The organism is Pseudomonas sp. B424, assembly GCF_055408345.1.
Window position 1 is genome coordinate 19,664 of record NZ_JBUZTL010000028.1, and the last position, 18,456, is coordinate 38,119.

Consider the following 18,456-nt stretch of genomic DNA (forward strand, 5'->3'; position numbering starts at 1 on the left):
TTTTATGGTCGTTTAGCCCTGAGGGCTGGGTGTAAGCGCAATGATTATAGGGAGGCCAATCTGAATGTAACAAGGTCTTGCGGAGTGATTAAACCGCGGGTTTGACGCTGTTGTGCCAGATGAGTACACGGCTGACGCGGTTTTCTTCGGTCTGGAGGATCTCCAGGCGATAGGCGCCTATTTTCAGGCATACCGTGGTTTCAGGAATGGTTTCCAGTGCTTCGGTGACAAGGCCGTTGAGGGTCTTGGGGCCGTCGCAGGGCAGGTGCCAGCCCAGGGCTTTGTTCAGCTCGCGGATGGAGGCTGCGCCATCGATCACATAGCGTCCGTCAGGCAGAGGGTCGATATGGGGGTTGTCGATGTTCTGCTCATCCTCGAATTCGCCCACGATTTCTTCGAGGATGTCTTCAAGTGTCACGATGCCGAGCACTTCGCCGTACTCATCGACCACCACGCCCAGCCGGCGCTGCTGCTTGTGAAAATTCAGCAGTTGCAGTTGCAGCGGGGTGCTTTCGGGGATGAAGTAGGGTTCGTGGCAGACGTCCAGCAATGCCTCTTTGGTCAGGCTGGCATCCGGCAGCATGTGTTGAATGTGGCGGGTGTTGAGAATGGCTTCGACCTGATTGATGTCGTTATGAAACACCGGCAGGCGCGTGCGTGTGGTCTGGCGCAACTGTTCGATCAGGTCTTCGATCGGATCGTCGAGGTTGAGGCCTTCGACCTCGCTGCGCGGGATCAGGATGTCGTTGACCGTGATGTTGTCCAGCGCATGGATGCCGGAAAGCAGGGACGGGCGGCTGTTGGGCTGCTCATCGTCTCCGGGGCCGGTTTCGTTGTGAAGCTGGGGGGCTTCGGCACGGTGGGCTGCGTGGCGGGCGTTGCGTGAAAGAATCCCAATAAAGAACCCTAGCCCGGTAAACAACAGGGCCAATACTGCGAGCATCGGCCCGGGGGGCAAGCTATCCATAATCATCGCCCGTCAAATATGCAGAATGTATTCACGAACCAGCTTGCTGCCAAAATAGGCCAGCATCAACAGGCAGAAACCGGCAAACGTCCAGCGGATGGCTTTATGCCCGCGCCAGCCGAGGTGGTAGCGCCCCCACAGCAGTACGCTGAAGACGATCCATGCCAGGCAGGCCAGCAGGGTTTTATGCACCAGGTGCTGGGCAAACAGGTTGCCCAAAAACAGCCAGCCGGAAATCAACGACAGCGAGAGCAGCGACCAGCCTGCCCACAGGAAGCCGAACAGCAGGCTCTCCATGGTTTGCAGCGGCGGGAAGTTTTTGATCAGACCCTTGGGGTGCTTGTGCTTGAGCTGGTAGTTCTGCAGCGACAGCAGCAGCGCCTGGAACACCGCGATAGTGAACATGCCATAGGCCATGATCGACAGCAGGATATGCGCGAGGATGCCGGGCTGTTCATTGATGACCTGGACCGTGCCGGGCGGTGCGAACTCGGACAGCAGTACGGTCAGCATGCCCAGCGGGTATAGAAGCAGCAAAAGGTTTTCGACCGGTATCCGTGCGCAGGCAACGAGGGTTACGGCGATCACGGCCACGGCAATCAGGCTGGCAGCGCTGAAAAAGTCCAGTTCCAGCCCGGCAGGAGTCATCAGGTGGGTAAACAGGCTGGCGGCATGGGTGAGTACGGCAAGAATGCCGAGCGTCACCAACAGGCGTTTGTTCGCCTTCGCGCCCTGGCGCAGGCAAGTGCCTTGGTAGAAGGTCGCAGCGGCGTATATACAGGCGGCGGCGAGGCTGGGTAGCAAGCTGGGTGACAAGGTGAGCATAAATCCTGTTAGGCAAGCCCGAAAGGGCTGAGTTTGGCATACAACCACCTGTACACGAAAGACCACATAAGCCGACGGCAAGGTGTCGGACACGGCCAGTCTTCGCTATAATCCGCGACCTGCCCACGCCGCAGGCTCGCCGAGCATCAGTTTTACACGGGCTGGGCCGCAATAACCCCGGTCTACTTTGGGCCTGAAAGGATCGCGCATGTTTGAAAATTTAACCGATCGTCTCTCGCAGACGCTGCGCCATGTCACCGGCAAGGCCAAGCTGACCGAGGACAACATCAAAGACACCCTGCGTGAAGTACGCATGGCGTTGCTGGAAGCCGACGTGGCTTTGCCGGTAGTCAAAGACTTCGTCAACGCCGTCAAAGAGCGCGCTGTGGGCACGGAAGTGTCGCGCAGCCTGACGCCGGGCCAGGCGTTTGTGAAGATCGTCCAGGCCGAGCTTGAAAGCCTGATGGGTGTTGCCAACGAGGATCTGGTCCTCAATGTCACGCCACCTGCCGTTGTATTGATGGCCGGTTTGCAGGGTGCGGGTAAAACCACCACCGCCGGCAAGCTGGCGCGCTTCCTTAAAGAGCGCAAAAAGAAAACCGTGATGGTGGTCTCTGCCGACGTTTATCGTCCGGCCGCGATCAAGCAGCTGGAAACCCTGGCGGGCGAAGTGGGCGTTACGTTCTTCCCGTCCGACATCAGCCAGAAACCAGTGGCCATTGCGCTGGCGGCCATTGCTGAAGCCAAGCTCAAGTTCATCGATGTCGTGATCGTCGACACCGCGGGTCGTCTGCACATCGACGCCGAGATGATGAACGAGATCCAGGAACTGCACGCGGCGGTCAAGCCTGCAGAAACCCTGTTTGTCGTCGATGCCATGACCGGCCAGGATGCCGCCAATACGGCCAAGGCCTTTGGTGATGCACTGCCGCTGACCGGTGTGATCCTGACCAAAGTCGACGGTGATGCCCGTGGCGGTGCAGCCCTGTCCGTGCGCTCGATCACCGGCAAGCCGATCAAGTTCATCGGTATGGGCGAGAAGAGCGATGCGCTCGAACCGTTCCACCCGGACCGTATTGCTTCGCGCATCCTGGGCATGGGCGACGTGCTCAGCCTGATCGAGCAGGCCGAACAGACCCTCGACAAAGACAAAGCCGACAAGCTGGCTAAAAAGCTTAAAAAAGGCAAAGGCTTCGACCTTGAAGACTTCCGCGACCAGCTGCAACAGATGAAGAACATGGGCGGTCTTGGCGGCCTCATGGACAAGCTGCCCAATATGGGCGGTGTGAATCTGGCGCAAATGGGCAATGCCCAGGGCGCAGCAGAAAAGCAATTCAAGCAGATGGAAGCCATCATCAACTCCATGACTCCGGCCGAGCGCCGCGACCCTGAGCTGATCAGCGGTTCGCGTAAACGCCGTATTGCCATGGGTTCCGGCACTCAGGTGCAGGACATCGGTCGCTTGATCAAGCAGCACAAGCAGATGCAAAAGATGATGAAAAAGTTCTCCACCAAGGGTGGAATGGCCAAAATGATGCGCGGCATGGGCTCAATGATGCCCGGCGGCGGCATGCCAAAAATGTAATTTACCCGCCCGAGCGCTTGCGTTCGGGCAACTCGCAGCAATGCGAGACACCCGGCAAACCCGCACTGTGCGGGAGCTGACCTGTCGCCATTCGTGGCGACCTTGTTGCAAGTCTGTAGGGCATGCCGGTAGGCGCCAGAAAAAGACATTTGCAAATGTCCGGATATTCCTTAGAATATGCGGCCTTTCGGGCACCTATGCCCGCTGTGCCTTTAGATTTGCAGCACCGACTACAGGAACGATGTTCACATGCTAACAATCCGTCTTGCCCTTGGCGGCTCCAAAAAGCGCCCGTTTTACCACTTGACCGTTACCGATAGCCGTAACCCACGTGACGGTTCCCACAAGGAACAAATTGGCTTCTTCAACCCGGTTGCCCGCGGTCAAGAAGTTCGTTTCTCCGTTAAAGAAGACCGCCTCGCCTACTGGCAGAGCGTTGGTGCAACCATGTCTGAGCGTGTTGCTCAGCTGGTTAAAGAAAACGCTAAGGCTGCGGCCTGAGCAATATGAGCGTGACGCCTGAAGCTGCTGATGATTTGATCGTTATCGGCAAAATCTACTCAATTCACGGCGTGCGCGGCGAAGTGAAGGTTTATTCCTTTACGGATCCAATTGATAACCTGTTGGACTACAAAAAGCTGACGCTTCGGCGCGGCAATGATGTGCGACAGGCAGAGCTGGTCAGTGGCCGTTCTCATAACGGCAAGTTTCTGGTTGTAAAGCTCAAGGGTCTCGATGACCGTGACGAAGCTGGTCTTCTTCGCGAATTCGAAATCTGCGTGCCGCGTAACCTGTTTCCTGAACTGACCGACGGCGAGTACTACTGGTACCAGCTGCAGGGACTAAAAGTGACCAACCTTGAAGGGCAATTGCTCGGCAAGATTGTTGATCTGATGGAAACTGGCTCGAACGATGTCATGGAAGTCAAACCTTGCCCAGGTAGCCTGGATGATCGCGATCGCTTGTTGCCCTATACAGAGCAATGCGTGCTGAGCGTCGACCTTGCAGCTGGCGAGATGAAGGTGGATTGGGATGCGGACTTCTAAGCGTGGCTAAATTGCGCGTAGAAGTGATCAGTTTGTTTCCCGAAATGTTTTCCGCCATCAGCGACTACGGCATCACTAGTCGTGCGGTGAAACAAGGGCTCTTGCAGCTTACTTGTTGGAATCCGCGAGACTACACAACGGATCGACATCACACTGTGGACGATCGCCCATTTGGCGGTGGCCCGGGCATGGTGATGAAGATCAAGCCTCTGGAAGATGCACTGGTTCAGGCCAGAGAAGCAGCCGGAGAGGCGGCGAAGGTTATTTACCTGTCGCCCCAAGGCCGTCAACTGAATCAGTCGGCGGTACGCGAACTGGCGAATGAGGAAGCATTAATCCTCATTGCAGGTCGTTATGAAGGCATTGACGAGCGTTTTATAGACGCTTATGTCGATGAAGAGTGGTCGATTGGTGACTATGTACTCTCTGGTGGCGAGCTGCCGGCGATGGTTCTGATTGATGCGGTTACACGACTGCTGCCTGGAGCTTTAGGGCATGCGGACTCCGCGGAGGAAGATTCCTTCACGGATGGTTTGCTGGATTGCCCGCACTACACCCGACCGGAGGTGTATGCGGATCAGCGTGTTCCCGACGTATTGCTTAGTGGCAATCATGCACACATCCGGCGTTGGCGTTTACAGCAGTCCCTTGGGCGGACCTTTGAACGACGCGCCGATCTTCTGGAAAGCCGCTCGCTTTCTGGAGAAGAGAAGAAGCTGCTCGAGGAATATATCCTCGGGCGGGACGATAGTTAACAACGTATCGATGGTAGGTCAGTTGGCCTACCTTAGGAGCACAGCATGACTAACAAAATCATCCTTGCACTCGAAGCAGAGCAGATGACCAAAGAGATCCCTCCTTTTGCCCCGGGCGATACCATCATCGTCCAGGTGAAAGTGAAGGAAGGCGATCGTTCGCGTCTGCAAGCTTTCGAAGGTGTAGTGATTGCCAAGCGTAACCGTGGCGTGAACAGTGCTTTCACTGTTCGTAAAATCTCCAACGGTGTTGGCGTAGAGCGTACTTTCCAGACCTACAGCCCGCAAATCGACAGCATGGCTGTTAAGCGTCGCGGTGACGTGCGTAAAGCCAAGCTGTACTACCTGCGCGACCTGTCGGGTAAAGCAGCTCGCATCAAGGAAAAACTGGCTTAAGTCCAGCTTCCCGATGCAGAAAAAAGCAGCCTTCGGGCTGCTTTTTTGTTGCCTGAGATTTGTCATACCTTTGTCCAGTTGTAGGTAGTAAAAGCATGACTTTGCGTGAGCAAGAGATTCAACGCCGTACCGAATTGTCCGTTACCCGTATTACCAAAGCGGTATTCCCCTCGACCACCAACCACCACAACACCTTGTTTGGCGGCACGGCGCTGGCCTGGATGGACGAAGTGTCGTTTATCGCCGCGACCCGTTTTTGCCGCCTGCCGTTGGTGACGGTGTCCACCGACCGTATCGACTTCAATCACCCGATTGCAGCCGGCTGCATCGTTGAGCTGGTAGGGCGTGTGGTCAAAGTCGGCAATACCAGCCTCAAGGTCGAGGTTGAGGTGTATGTCGAAAGCATGAGCTGCGACAGTCGTGAGCTGGCGATCCAGGGCGTGTTCAGCTTTGTCGCCATCGATGACAACAAGCGCCCGGTGCCGGTATTGCCGCAAAACTTGTAGCCGCTGCCGCAGGCTGCGACAAGGGCCGAAGCACCTTCGTTTGAGGGGGCGCTGCGCAGCCCATCGCAGCTATCGTTCCTCGGCAGCGGCCACGGGTTTTGTGTCGTCTGCTTTCGTCTCAGGCCTCCCGCCGGATCAACGCCAGCAGCGTCCACCCGGTTCCCGGTTTCAATTCGCTGTCAGGTGTCACCACATGCACCCAGCCATTGCCATCTCGGGCGAACAGCAGGGTGACGCGCTTGCCGTGCAGGGCCTGGTAATCGTCCCAGGTAAAGTTCTCGGTCAAGTTCGTGCTGTACAACTCAGAACCCTGGCTTAGTTCGCTGGCCAACTGGCCATAGGTCAGTGCCGGGCTACCCAGCGCTTGCCCACGATACTCATGACTGGCGCGATGTTTATCGGTACGGCGACTTTCCTGGCCATTGGTCAAGGCAAACAGGCGCTTGGAGCCGAATTCGTGGTGAAAGCGAACGGCTGCCAGCGTGTTCAGCTCGCCCGAGGGCGATAGCGCGAGCAAGTACCCCAAACCCACCAGATCAAGGTGGGTTTCAGCGTGCTGTGAGGCCGGATTACCAAAGTAAGTAGGCAGGTTCTCCATGCGCGCTGCGCGAATGTTTTCCCAGTTGGAATCGGTTAACAAGACGCGGCTGCCCAGTTGCTGCAAGGCTTTGGCAATGACCCGTGCCGGGCCGTTGGCGCCGACGATCAGGAAGCCGCTGGGTGCGGGCTCGGCCACCTTGAGCAGGCGGGCCAGGGGGCATGCAGTTGCGCTTTGCAGCACCACGGTGCCAATGATCACTGCAAATGTCAGCGGGACCAGCAGCAGTGCGCCTTCATGCCCGGCTTCGTCGAGTCGAATCGCAAAAATTGCAGAAACGGCGGCTGCCACAATCCCCCGTGGGGCAATCCAGGCCAGCAAAGCGCGTTCACGCCAGTTGAGTTTTGAGCCAAAGGTCGAGAGCACTACGTTCAGAGGGCGGGCGACAAACTGAATAATCAGTAGCAACACCAGCACCACAGGCCCAAGACCAATCATGGCGTTCAGGTCCAGACGCGCAGCGAGCAAAATAAACAGGCCCGAGATCAGGAAAACACTCAGGTTCTCTTTGAAGTGCAGGATGTTGCGCACATCCACGCCTTTCATATTGGCCATCCACATGCCCATCAGCGTGACGGCCAGCAGGCCGGACTCATGCATCACCTCGTTGGAGGCAATAAAAACCGCCAGTACTGCCGCCAGTGTGGCCAGGCTTTGCAGGTACTCCGGCAGCCATTGCCGGCGTACTACATGGCCCATGATCCAGCCGCCAACGATACCGAACAGGCTGCCGCACACAATCACTCCGCCAAATGTCAGCAGGCTGTGGCTCAGGCCTTCGCCTGAGGCGCGGGTGATGATGAAGCTGTACACCACAACGGCCAGCAAGGCGCCTATGGGGTCAATGACGATGCCTTCCCAGCGCAGGATGTTGGCAATCGAGGCCTTGGGCCGTACCACCCGCAGCATGGGCACAATCACGGTCGGCCCGGTGACCAGCGTCAGGGTGCCGAACAGCAGCGCCAGCATCCAGTCAAAACCCAGCAGCCAGTGGGTGGCCAGGGCAATGATGGCCCAGGTCGAGAGCGCGCCAACGGTCACCAGGCGCTGTACCACGGTGCCAATTTCGCGCCACTCGGACAAATGAAGGGTCAGGCTGCCTTCAAACAGAATCAACGCCACGGCCAGGGATACCAGCGGCATCAGCAAGGGACCGAACAGTTCTTGAGGGTCAAGCCAGCCCATCACGGGCCCGACCAGGATCCCGCTCAACAGTAAAAACAGGATGGCGGGCAACTTCAGGCGCCAGGCCAGCCATTGCGAGCCCAGGGCTGCGATGCCGATACCGCCGAAAGACAGCAAAATCTGTTGTTCGGTCATAGGGTGATCCTGTAAGAACTTGTGGTTTATGGCATCCGCCGGCTATGAAAGACTAGCGGCCACTTTTGTACTTCACTTTTTATTTATGCACGGCCTCTGGCCAGTGCTTTCCGAGTGCCAATGCCAGCTATCGACAACCCGCTGATCGACCGTTTTCTGGATGCCCTGTGGCTCGAAAAAGGCCTGTCCGACAACACCCGCGACGCTTATCGCAGTGATTTGGCCCTGTTCAATGGCTGGTTGCAGGAGAAGGGTATCGAGCTGGCCAATGCCGGGCGTGAGCTGATCCTCGATCACCTGGCCTGGCGCCTTGAACAGGGCTACAAGCCGCGTTCGACAGCGCGCTTTCTTTCCGGAGTGCGTGGTTTCTACCGCTACCTGCTGCGTGAAAAACTGATCGCTATTGACCCGACTTTGCAGGTCGATATGCCGCAGTTAGGCAGGCCACTGCCCAAATCGTTGTCTGAGGCCGACGTTGAGGCCTTGCTCGCCGCGCCGGACCTGGGAGAGGTGATCGGTCAGCGCGATCGGGCCATGCTGGAAGTGCTGTATGCCTGCGGCCTGCGCGTGACCGAATTGATCAGTCTGACGCTGGAACAGGTCAACCTGCGCCAGGGTGTCTTGCGGGTGATGGGCAAAGGCAGCAAGGAGCGCCTGGTACCTATGGGGGAGGAGGCGATCGTCTGGGTTGAGCGCTACATGCGCGATGCCCGGCATGAACTGCTGGGTGGCCGCCCCAGTGATGTGCTGTTCCCCAGTCAGCGCGGCGAACAAATGACCCGGCAGACCTTCTGGCACCGTATCAAGCATCAAGCCAAAGTGGCGGGGATCGACAAGTCGCTGTCCCCCCATACCTTGCGCCATGCCTTTGCCACTCACTTGCTCAACCACGGTGCCGATTTGCGTGTGGTGCAAATGCTGCTGGGGCACAGCGACTTGTCTACTACCCAGATCTACACCCATGTGGCCCGCGCCCGCTTGCAAGACCTGCACGCCCGCCATCACCCGCGTGGTTAGACCGCAGTCGGCCGCGCAAGCCATCTGTGTTAGGCTTTGCCGGTTTAGAAAGCGCGCCGCCCCAATCCGGTTTTTCCCACGGGTGTTCAGGCCTGGCCGCTTTGTCAGTCTTCAGGAGTTCCCATGCGCGTGACCCAGATTTTTGCCGCCGCAGCCATTGCGTTGGTCAGTACGTTCTCGTTCGCCGATACCGGCGCCGAGCAAGCTATTCGCAAGAGCCTCGAAACGCTGCAACTGGATGTTCCGGTCGAGAGCATCAGCCCCAGCCCCATGGCAGGCCTGTATGAAGTCAAGCTCAAGGGCAGCCGCGTGCTTTATGCCAGCGCTGATGGACAGTTCATCGTTCAAGGCTATATGTTCCAGCTCAAGGACGGTAAGCCGGTCAACTTGACCGAGCGGGCCGAGCGGGTTGGCGTCGCCAAGTTGATCAATGGCATTCCGGTAGCAGAAACCGTGGTTTACCCGGCCATTGGCGAAACCAAGTCGCATATCACGGTCTTTACCGACACCACTTGCCCGTATTGCCACAAGTTGCACGCCGAAATCCCGGAACTGAACAAAATGGGGATTGAAGTGCGATATGTTGCGTTCCCGCGTCAGGGTCTTGGGTCTGCCGGTGACCAGCAGTTGCAGGCGGTCTGGTGCTCCAAGGACAAAAAAGACGCGATGGACAAAATGACTGACGGCAAAACGGTCGAGGCGCCAAAATGCGCCAACCCGGTCGCCAAGCAGTTCGCGATGGGGCAGTCCATCGGTGTTAATGGCACGCCTGCCATTGTTTTGGCAGACGGTCAGGTAATTCCTGGCTATCAGCCAGCTGCACAGGTTGGCAAGCTGGCACTCAGTGTTAAATAATCCTGCGTCGTCAAGGTAAGCCTTTGACGATCATGGCAGGGCAGCTCAACTGCCCGGCTATTAATAGAGAACCGTGGCAATCCACGGTTGTTTTCCACGGCCGACCTTGAGTCGGCCGTTTTATGGGGAGTTCAGCGTGAATCCGGTCAAAGTAGGTATCTGTGGGCTCGGGACCGTCGGTGGCGGCACCTTCAACGTACTAAAGCGTAACGCCGAGGAGATTGCCCGCCGTGCCGGGCGTGGTATCCAGGTTGCGCAAATTGCAATGCGTACGCCAAACCCTCAGTGCGACATTACCGGTACCCCCATTACCAACGATGTATTCGCTGTTGCGACCAACCCTGAAATCGACATCGTCATCGAGCTGATTGGTGGTTACACCATCGCCCGTGAACTGGTGCTCAAGGCCATTGAAAATGGCAAGCACGTGGTCACTGCCAACAAGGCACTGATTGCCGTTCACGGTAACGAAATCTTCGCCAAGGCCCAGGAAAAGGGCGTGATTGTCGCGTTCGAAGCCGCCGTTGCTGGCGGTATCCCGGTGATCAAGGCCATCCGTGAAGGCCTGTCGGCCAACCGCATCAATTGGGTTGCGGGGATCATCAACGGTACCGGTAACTTCATCCTCACCGAGATGCGCGAAAAAGGCCGCACGTTCGAAGACGTACTGGCTGAAGCGCAAGCGCTGGGTTATGCCGAAGCAGACCCGACGTTCGACGTTGAAGGGATTGATGCGGCACACAAACTGACGATTCTGGCGTCCATTGCTTTCGGTATCCCGCTGCAATTCGACAAGGCCTACACCGAAGGCATTACCAAGCTGACAACTGCTGATGTGAATTACGCAGAAGCCCTGGGCTACCGCATCAAGCATCTGGGCGTTGCGCGCAGCACGGCCAACGGTATCGAGTTGCGGGTTCACCCGACGCTGATCCCGGCAGATCGCTTGATCGCCAACGTCAATGGCGTGATGAACGCTGTGATGGTCAATGGTGACGCTGCAGGTTCGACCCTGTTCTACGGCGCAGGCGCTGGCATGGAGCCTACGGCTTCGTCAGTGGTTGCCGATCTGGTGGACGTGGTTCGTGCCATGACCAGCGACCCTGAAAACCGCGTACCGCACCTGGCCTTCCAGCCGGACTTGTTGTCCGATCACCCGATCCTGCCGATCGAAGCATGCGAAAGCGCCTACTATTTGCGCATCCAGGCCAAAGATCACCCGGGCGTACTGGCTCAAGTGGCCAGTATCTTGTCCGAGCGTGGCATCAACATCGAATCGATCATGCAGAAAGAAGTCGAAGAGCACGACGGTCTGGTGCCAATGATCCTGTTGACCCATCGGGTTATCGAACAGCACATCAACGATGCCATCGCTGCACTTGAAGCGTTGCAGGGCGTAGTGGGCCCGGTGGTCCGTATCCGCGTTGAACATCTAAATTAATTGATAGCGCCAAGTGGCAAGCTACAAGCCGCTTGGTGCTCAAACCGAAGGTTTGAAAACATGCGCTATATCAGCACCCGTGGCCAGGCACCGGCCCTGAATTTTGAAGATGTGTTGCTGGCCGGTCTGGCCAGTGATGGCGGTTTGTATGTGCCGGAAAACCTGCCGCGTTTTACCCAGGAAGAAATCGCCTCATGGGCAGGTTTGCCGTACCACGAGTTGGCCTTTCGGGTGATGCGCCCGTTCGTGACCGGCAGCATCCCGGACGCGGACTTCAAAAAGATTCTCGAAGAAACCTACGGCGCGTTTTCCCACGCAGCTGTAGCGCCACTGCGTCAGCTCAATGGCAACGAATGGGTGCTTGAACTGTTCCACGGTCCGACCCTGGCGTTCAAGGATTTCGCCCTGCAACTGCTCGGCCGCCTGCTTGACTATGTGCTGGAAAAACGTGGCGAGCGCGTGGTCATTGTCGGTGCTACCTCCGGCGATACCGGCTCGGCTGCGATTGAAGGCTGCAAGCACTGCGACAACGTCGATATTTTCATCCTGCACCCCAACAACCGGGTGTCGGAAGTTCAGCGTCGCCAGATGACCACGCTGTTCGGTGACAACATCCATAACATCGCCATCGAAGGCAACTTCGATGACTGCCAGGAGATGGTCAAGGCCAGCTTCGCCGACCAGGGCTTCCTCAAGGGCACACGCCTGGTGGCCGTGAACTCGATCAACTGGGCGCGGATCATGGCCCAGATCGTTTACTACTTCCACGCCTCCCTGCAACTGGGCGGACCGCACCGTTCAGTGTCGTTCTCGGTGCCTACCGGCAACTTTGGCGATATTTTTGCGGGTTATCTGGCGCGCAACATGGGCTTGCCGATCAACCAGTTGATCGTCGCCACCAACCGCAACGACATCCTGCACCGCTTCATGAGCGGCAACCAGTACGCCAAGGACACCCTGCACGCGACCCTGTCGCCGTCGATGGACATCATGGTTTCCTCGAACTTCGAGCGTCTGCTGTTCGATCTTCACGGTCGCAATGGCGCGGCAGTTGCCGGTCTGATGGATACCTTCAAGCAAACCGGCAACTTCAGTGTGGATGAAGACCGCTGGACCGAAGCGCGTCGCCTGTTTGATTCGCTGGCGGTTGATGATGAGCAGACCTGCGAAACCATCGCCCAGGTATTTGCCGAAAGCGGCGAAGTGCTGGATCCGCATACGGCTATCGGTGTACGGGCTGCCCGCGAATGCCGTCGCAGCCTGGATATCCCGATGGTGATCCTGGGCACGGCACACCCGGTGAAGTTTCCTGATGCGGTTGAAAAAGCCGGTATCGGAAAAGCTCTGGAGCTGCCGTCTCATCTTTCTGATTTGTTTGAGCGAGAAGAGCGCTATACCGTCTTGGCCAATGACCTGAAAGCTGTACAAGCCTTTGTCAGCCAGCATGGCAATCGCGGTAAGGCCCTCTAAAGGCATTTGTCTTACGCGTTGAAAAGCCCGTCATCTGACGGGCTTTTTTGTTTCTGCATGGCAGACTTGATCAGTTTTCGCCCCTGTATTCGGGCGGGTACCCGGTCAAGGATGCTGTCATGTTATCTATTCACCAGGCATTTGAATCATGGGTGTGCAAAGGGCTCGCCATGGTTTTTTTGATCTTTATGTCGTCGGCTGTTTGTGCCCGGGGATTGCCCTTCGGGCTTGCTGCAAGCTTTGTTGAATCCAGGCCGCTGCGGCTGGATATCACAGAGCGGCAGTGGCTGGCCGATCATGGAAAACTGCGTGTAGGTATCGCCATCGGCGACTACGAACCCGTAGAAATCACCAGTGACCGCAATCACTATCAAGGTCTGACCGCTGACTACCTGAGCATCGTTCGCGACAGGCTGGGCGTGCCTGTTGAAGTGCTGGGCTACAGAACGCGGGATCAGGCCGTGGCTGAGTTGCTGGCCGGGAACATCGATGTTTTGACCAGCGCCGGTGGTTTTGAGAGGGGAATCGAGGGCATTGTTTTTTCGACTCAATACATGGCTGATCAGCCCGTTCTTGTCGGTCGCGCAGGCCACTTCGAGCCTGTTAAAAGCTGGGCCGGCAAGAAAATCGGCTTTGTAGACGGGTACGCGGATACCCAAGCCGCCCATGGGTTTTACCCTGACAGTGAAATCGTAATCACGCCCAGTCTGAGCAGTGCTGTGGAGGCGCTGACTGAAGGGGATATTGATGTGTTCATTGCCAACGAACTCATCGTGCAGTCATTCAAGAGCTTCCGGCCCTATGCCGGGCTGCGCATTATGGGGGACAGTGCCTTGCCTGCCGGGGGCCTTGCATTTGCCACCCGTCTTTCTGACTCCAGGCTCATGACCTTGATCAACAGGGCGTTGGGAAGTATTGATGACGCCACGTCGCGCATGATCCTTTCGCGCTGGACGACCGGGCTTGAAGGCAGCATTGCGCAGCAACACATCAATCTGCTGCCCGGCGAGCGGGAGTGGATCAAGCGTCACCCTGTCGTGACCCTGGCGACCCAGCAATTTCCGTTGTACGCCTTCAGGAACGGGGATGGTCGCTGGTCAGGGCTGAGCGTGGATATTCTGGCGCGCATATCTCGAATGACCGGGTTGCAGTTTGTGTACAAGGAGACGTTTTCAACGGCGCAAACCCTGGACATGCTGAAAGCCGGCGAGGCGCAGATGAACTCAAGCCTCTCCCGAAGTCGTGAGCGCAAGGCCTTTTTGAACTTCACCCATTCTTACGGTGGAGCACCCTGGGTTTTTGTGGTGCGGGTCAATGATTCCCGTCTGGGGTCATTGGACCAGCTAGCCGGCAAGGTTCTTGTGCTCCCGGCCAGGCACGCTCTTGAAGACCTGATTCGACGTGAATACCCCGCAATTACCCTGCGTCTGGTCGATACCTACGCCCAGGCGCGGCATGCGGTGGCCAAGGGGGAGGCGGATGCGACGATCCAGAGTGAAACCCAGGCGCACCTGCACCCGCCGGGTCGTCTCAAGGTAGGGCGCAGTGTGGACGGGCAATGGTCTGCCGCCAGCTTTTCGGTGCCAGTCCAATACCCTGAGCTGTTCAGCATCATGAACAAGACGCTGGAGGCCATACCCATGGTCGAGATCCGCGCGCTGAGAGCCAAATGGTTGGGAGGCGTCGGCAAGCCGTTGGTTATCGAGAGCGGCTTGTATCATTCAGTCTGGTCGTACGGTGCGATAGCGGTTCTGGTTGCCATTGGGCTCATGTTGCTCTCATACAACCGGTTTCTGCGAAGGCAACTGCGTACCGGGCGCCAGTTTGAACGGGCCCTGAAGGAGCGGCTGGCACTCAATCGCCGCTTCCTGGATGGCATCCCGAGTCCGATTTTCGTGGTTGGCCTTGAGGGCGAGCTGATCACGTGTAACCAAAGCTATGAAGAGCGTTTATCGGTCCGGCTGGAGCGGATTTGCGGGCTAAAGGTTACGGAAGCCAACTTGTTCTCCGAAAAGCTGGCCGAGCAGTTTCAGCGTGAACTCATGCAAATGATTCAGAGCCGAAAACCTTACTACCAAAAGCGCAGAGTGAAGTTCAAGTCGGGATCTGTGGATATCTACCAGTGGACTGTCCCGTTTTATTCCGTATCCGGGCAACTGGAAGGGCTGGTAGGGGGGTGGTTTGATATCTATGAAGTAAAGAAATGGGGTTTGTAGCCCATTTCTTCATTGGAAAGGTCGGCGCTAGAAAGTTCTTATGCAGCTTTGGGAATCGTCCTATGTTTCTTGAGGGCTTAGCCTTCTAAAGTGCGCTCACTTGGCAAAAGCTGGTTTGTGCCATTAAGGCCCATTGATGCTACCTATGAAAGTACTGATTCTTGAAGACAACCCATTCCAGTTGATGACGTTGCATCAAATGTTGAACGCCTTTCGTATTTTCGACGTTCTGACGGCTGAAAATGTGGATGCTGCCCGCAATGCTCTGGCCGGGCGCGGGGCCATTGATGTCGCTATTTGTGATCTTTACATGGACGGGGAGTCGGGCCTGGAGTTGATCAGCGATCTGGCCCTGAAACGTAACGCCACGGCGCTGATCATCCTGAGTGCGGCGGCGCCTCATGTTGTCGAAATGGCGGCCTGCATGGCCCGAAAACAGGGGCTCACGGTGTTGGGCTGCCTGCCAAAGCCCGTGACCATTGGCGCGTTGGGGCAATTGCTTGACTCATACCGGCCGCCCTGCAGCAGGGCTTTGGGTGATAGTGCGAATTGATTGCATATGGCGGGGAACTTATTTCAGGCTTGGCGTGTCTTATCTTTTATCAGCAGGAGCAGGCTTATTGCTCCGATGCCTGTCGCCTGTTGAGCGGGTCTTAATGACCTTGTTAAACCCCGAGCTGTCTCCCCACTGCTCGGGGTTTTTTTATGTTTTTTTCACTGAGACCCGAACGTGGCTTCGTGCGCCGGCCCTATCCGGGTGAGCACCGCATTGATGCTGCGAATGACTTCACGACCTTCAGGTGTGTCGGCGCAACCGATGAAGATGGACTGATAGTCGGGAGCGCCCTGGATCGGGTAGAACTTCAGGGATTCGTCCGACAGCCCTTGCTCGTCGGCCTTGGCCTGAATCTCTGGCCAATACCCCAGTAACGCCTGTATGCGGCCCACATGCTGCATTTGCAACAGGCTACCCAGCGGGTCGTTGCCGTAATGAATGACGAGCTGGCTTTCGGGGCTTTGTGACAGTTGATTGTCGGTCCACTCGCCGTAGCTGCGCTTGCCAATTACCCCAAGCTTTAAGGCCCGAGCCTTTAGCAGCCCCTGCAGATCGACCTTTTGCTCATGGATAAAGGGCTCGATCAGTTCTTGATGCTCACGCGCAACGACCATGCCATTGCTGTGCAAAACTGCAACAGGGATGGAATAGACAATAGAGCTGGCACGAACGGGGTTCCAGATCAGGGCCGGATCGCAGGCCAGTGATTGTTCCTCAAGCATCTGCAATGCCCGCGCCCGGTTCACCTTAACCACGACATGCTGGTATTGCGGCATGCTTGCCATCAGAACGGGCATCATCTGGTCGATCACGCCCTGACCTTTGTTCGCGCCATAGAACACCGTGAGTGGCGGCAGGTCACGCAGCAGCCAGGTCAGCTGTGGCGCGGCCTGGCTGCCGGGTACCCAGCCCAGTAACAGCAAAGTGATCAGGCCAGGCCAAAGGCTTCGCCACTTCGAGCGATGAGTCATGGTGCTGAACTCCTTCGGTTGCCACCAGGAATGGGCAGCCCGCTTAAATGGCACCGGCTTGCTTGAGGTTGGCAATAGCTGCGGCGTCGTAACCCAAACCGCTTAACACCTCATGATTGTGGGCGCCCAATTCGGGGCCAACCCAATCCGCTGAACCTGGAGTATCGGACAGTCTCGGGACGATGCCGGGCATTTTGAAGTCTTTACCGTCAGGCAGTTTGGCGTGCAGGAACATCTCACGGGCCAGAAACTGCGGGTCAGTGAACATGTCTTCTGCCGAGAAGATACGGCTGGCAGGTACTTGCGCCGTAGTCAGCTGTTCAAGCACCGTCTCAAGCGCCAAGGAGCCGACCCAGCGGTCAATCACGCCGTAGAGCTCATCACGACGGGCGTCACGGCCGTCATTGCTGGCAAGCTCCGGGTCGTTCGCCAGATCGTCACGGCCGATGATTTGCATGAAACGCTTGAAGATGGCGTCGCCATTGGCGCCGATCTGCACGTGTTTGCCGTCCAGGCTGGTATGAATCGAAGAGGGCGTAATGCCCGGCATGATGTTGCCAGTGCGTTCACGAATGAAACCGAAGACATCGAATTCCGGCACCATGCTTTCCATCATGGCAAAAATGGCCTCGTAGAGCGCCACGTCCACCACCTGGCCCAACCCGCCGTTGACCTCGCGATGACGCAAAGCCATCAGTGCGCCAATCACGCCCCACAGCGCGGCAATCGAGTCGCCAATCGATATTCCGGTGCGCACCGGCGGGCGATCTTCAAAGCCGGTGATATAACGCAGCCCGCCCATGGACTCGCCGACCGCGCCAAACCCCGGCTGGTCTTTCATCGGCCCGGTCTGGCCAAAACCGGACAGGCGGACCATCACCAGCTTGGGGTTCAGGGCATGCAGTACATCCCAGCCCAGCCCGAGTTTTTCCAGCACGCCGGGTCGGAAGTTTTCGATCAGGATGTCGGCGTCTGCCAGTAGCGCCTTGAGGATGTTCAGGCCATCAGGATGCTTGAGGTTCAGGGTCAGGGATTTTTTGTTGCGCGCCTGGACGAACCACCACAGCGACGTGCCTTCATAGAGCTTGCGCCATTTACGCAAGGGGTCCCCGCCATCCGGGGACTCGACCTTGATGACCTGAGCGCCAAACTCGGCGCAGATGCGCGATGCAAAAGGTCCTGCGATCAAGGTGCCCAATTCGACGACTTTGAGGCCCGAAAGGGGTTTGGTGGCGAGTGGCATGTGGAATCCTTGTCCAGGGGGCGAGCGAGTACAGCCTTTTAACATAGCTGGCCGCTGGCAAGAAGCTGGCCGATTCGTTCAATGACGGTGTATCGGTTAGACTTGCCGCCTTTCTCCGTATCAAGAAGCCCGTTCATGGCACAGCCGTCCACGACCTACAAGTTTGAACTCAACCTTACCGATCTCGATCGCGGGGTCTATGAAAGCGTCAAGCAGACCATCGCCCGTCACCCTTCGGAGACCGAAGAACGCATGACCGTGCGCCTTCTGGCCTACGCCTTTTGGTATAACGAGCAGCTGTCTTTTGGTCGTGGTCTGTCTGATGTAGACGAGCCAGCCCTGTGGGAAAAAAGCCTGGACGACCGTGTACTGCACTGGATCGAAGTCGGCCAGCCGGACTCCGACCGCCTGACCTGGTGCTCGCGCCGTACCGAGCGCACCAGCTTGTTGGCCTATGGCAGCCTGCGTGTGTGGGAAGGCAAGGTGATCCCTGCGATCAAGAACCTGAAAAACGTCAACATTGCCGCCGTGCCACAAGAGATTCTTGAAGTCCTGGCCAAAGACATGCCCCGTGTAATCAAGTGGGACGTGATGATCAGCGAAGGCACGATGTTCGTGACCGACGATCGCGGCCAGCACGAAGTTCAACTGCAGTGGCTGCAAGGCGAACGCGGTTAATCAACACCCAT

The 18,456-nt window shown here is 57.2% G+C and carries 17 protein-coding genes and 1 pseudogene; 13 read left to right on the top strand and 5 right to left on the bottom strand.

Translation table 11 applies throughout. The features are described 5' to 3' along the window. Positions 1-88 precede the first annotated feature (88 nt). Together ACZRMS_RS22775 and ACZRMS_RS22780 are read right to left on the bottom strand one after the other, a co-directional pair. Positions 89-781 (bottom strand): annotated as a pseudogene (locus ACZRMS_RS22775) (transporter associated domain-containing protein); the annotation flags it as partial. A 198-nt stretch (positions 782-979) separates the two neighbouring features. After that, complete coding sequence (locus ACZRMS_RS22780) at positions 980-1,792, bottom strand: cytochrome C assembly family protein (RefSeq protein ID WP_463997181.1); 813 nt, start codon at positions 1,790-1,792, stop codon at positions 980-982. A 208-nt stretch (positions 1,793-2,000) separates the two neighbouring features. Here ACZRMS_RS22780 and ffh point away from each other — a divergent pair, with 208 nt between their 5' ends. The 6 genes from ffh to ACZRMS_RS22810 all read left to right on the top strand — a co-directional run bounded on the left by ffh (position 2,001) and on the right by ACZRMS_RS22810 (position 6,080). Continuing rightward, positions 2,001-3,377, top strand: a complete 1,377-nt coding sequence (gene ffh, locus ACZRMS_RS22785; RefSeq protein WP_463997182.1) for a signal recognition particle protein — start codon at positions 2,001-2,003, stop codon at positions 3,375-3,377. 249 nt (positions 3,378-3,626) lie between these two features. Next, positions 3,627-3,878 carry a 30S ribosomal protein S16 gene (rpsP, locus tag ACZRMS_RS22790; protein WP_095036762.1) on the top strand — a complete coding sequence of 84 codons (252 nt, stop codon included), beginning with the start codon at positions 3,627-3,629 and terminating at the stop codon, positions 3,876-3,878. A 5-nt stretch (positions 3,879-3,883) separates the two neighbouring features. Beyond that, complete coding sequence (rimM, locus tag ACZRMS_RS22795) at positions 3,884-4,423, top strand: ribosome maturation factor RimM (protein WP_463997183.1); 540 nt, start codon at positions 3,884-3,886, stop codon at positions 4,421-4,423. Between the two features lie 2 nt (positions 4,424-4,425). After that, entirely contained in the window at positions 4,426-5,178 is a 753-nt protein-coding gene (trmD, locus tag ACZRMS_RS22800) for a tRNA (guanosine(37)-N1)-methyltransferase TrmD (RefSeq protein ID WP_048359961.1), read from the top strand. A gap of 45 nt (positions 5,179-5,223) precedes the next feature. Next, positions 5,224-5,574 carry a 50S ribosomal protein L19 gene (rplS, locus tag ACZRMS_RS22805; RefSeq protein ID WP_095036761.1) on the top strand — a complete coding sequence of 117 codons (351 nt, stop codon included), beginning with the start codon at positions 5,224-5,226 and terminating at the stop codon, positions 5,572-5,574. A 95-nt stretch (positions 5,575-5,669) separates the two neighbouring features. After that, positions 5,670-6,080: an acyl-CoA thioesterase gene (locus ACZRMS_RS22810; RefSeq protein WP_261739505.1), complete on the top strand. Its 411-nt coding sequence runs from the start codon at positions 5,670-5,672 to the stop codon at positions 6,078-6,080. Positions 6,081-6,198: 118 nt separating this feature from the next. Here ACZRMS_RS22810 and ACZRMS_RS22815 read toward each other — a convergent pair whose 3' ends face one another. Beyond that, positions 6,199-7,998 carry a cation:proton antiporter gene (locus tag ACZRMS_RS22815; protein WP_463997184.1) on the bottom strand — a complete coding sequence of 600 codons (1,800 nt, stop codon included), beginning with the start codon at positions 7,996-7,998 and terminating at the stop codon, positions 6,199-6,201. Between the two features lie 120 nt (positions 7,999-8,118). Between ACZRMS_RS22815 and xerD the strand changes: the two genes are divergently transcribed. The 6 genes from xerD to ACZRMS_RS22845 all read left to right on the top strand — a co-directional run bounded on the left by xerD (position 8,119) and on the right by ACZRMS_RS22845 (position 15,550). Then, a complete protein-coding gene (gene xerD, locus ACZRMS_RS22820; RefSeq protein WP_463997185.1) occupies positions 8,119-9,015 on the top strand; it encodes a site-specific tyrosine recombinase XerD in 897 nt (298 codons plus the stop codon). A gap of 123 nt (positions 9,016-9,138) precedes the next feature. After that, positions 9,139-9,870, top strand: coding sequence for a DsbC family protein (locus ACZRMS_RS22825; protein WP_463997186.1), 732 nt, complete (start codon positions 9,139-9,141; stop codon positions 9,868-9,870). 136 nt (positions 9,871-10,006) lie between these two features. Further along, positions 10,007-11,311, top strand: a complete 1,305-nt coding sequence (locus ACZRMS_RS22830) for a homoserine dehydrogenase (protein ID WP_016781922.1) — start codon at positions 10,007-10,009, stop codon at positions 11,309-11,311. Between the two features lie 60 nt (positions 11,312-11,371). After that, complete coding sequence (gene thrC, locus ACZRMS_RS22835; protein WP_463997187.1) at positions 11,372-12,781, top strand: threonine synthase; 1,410 nt, start codon at positions 11,372-11,374, stop codon at positions 12,779-12,781. Positions 12,782-12,951: 170 nt separating this feature from the next. Further along, the gene (locus ACZRMS_RS22840) at positions 12,952-14,997 is read left to right on the top strand and encodes a transporter substrate-binding domain-containing protein (RefSeq protein WP_463997188.1); all 2,046 of its coding nucleotides are present in this window, start codon (positions 12,952-12,954) and stop codon (positions 14,995-14,997) included. A 145-nt stretch (positions 14,998-15,142) separates the two neighbouring features. Then, a complete protein-coding gene (locus tag ACZRMS_RS22845; protein WP_463997189.1) occupies positions 15,143-15,550 on the top strand; it encodes a response regulator in 408 nt (135 codons plus the stop codon). Positions 15,551-15,711: 161 nt separating this feature from the next. Here the strand turns inward: ACZRMS_RS22845 and ACZRMS_RS22850 are convergent, their stop codons facing one another. Together ACZRMS_RS22850 and ACZRMS_RS22855 are read right to left on the bottom strand one after the other, a co-directional pair. Continuing rightward, complete coding sequence (locus ACZRMS_RS22850; protein WP_463997190.1) at positions 15,712-16,524, bottom strand: TIGR02285 family protein; 813 nt, start codon at positions 16,522-16,524, stop codon at positions 15,712-15,714. A gap of 43 nt (positions 16,525-16,567) precedes the next feature. Continuing rightward, a complete protein-coding gene (locus ACZRMS_RS22855; RefSeq protein ID WP_463997191.1) occupies positions 16,568-17,767 on the bottom strand; it encodes a CaiB/BaiF CoA transferase family protein in 1,200 nt (399 codons plus the stop codon). Between the two features lie 135 nt (positions 17,768-17,902). Between ACZRMS_RS22855 and ACZRMS_RS22860 the strand changes: the two genes are divergently transcribed. Next, entirely contained in the window at positions 17,903-18,445 is a 543-nt protein-coding gene (locus tag ACZRMS_RS22860; protein ID WP_463997192.1) for a YaeQ family protein, read from the top strand. Positions 18,446-18,456: the final 11 nt, after the last annotated feature.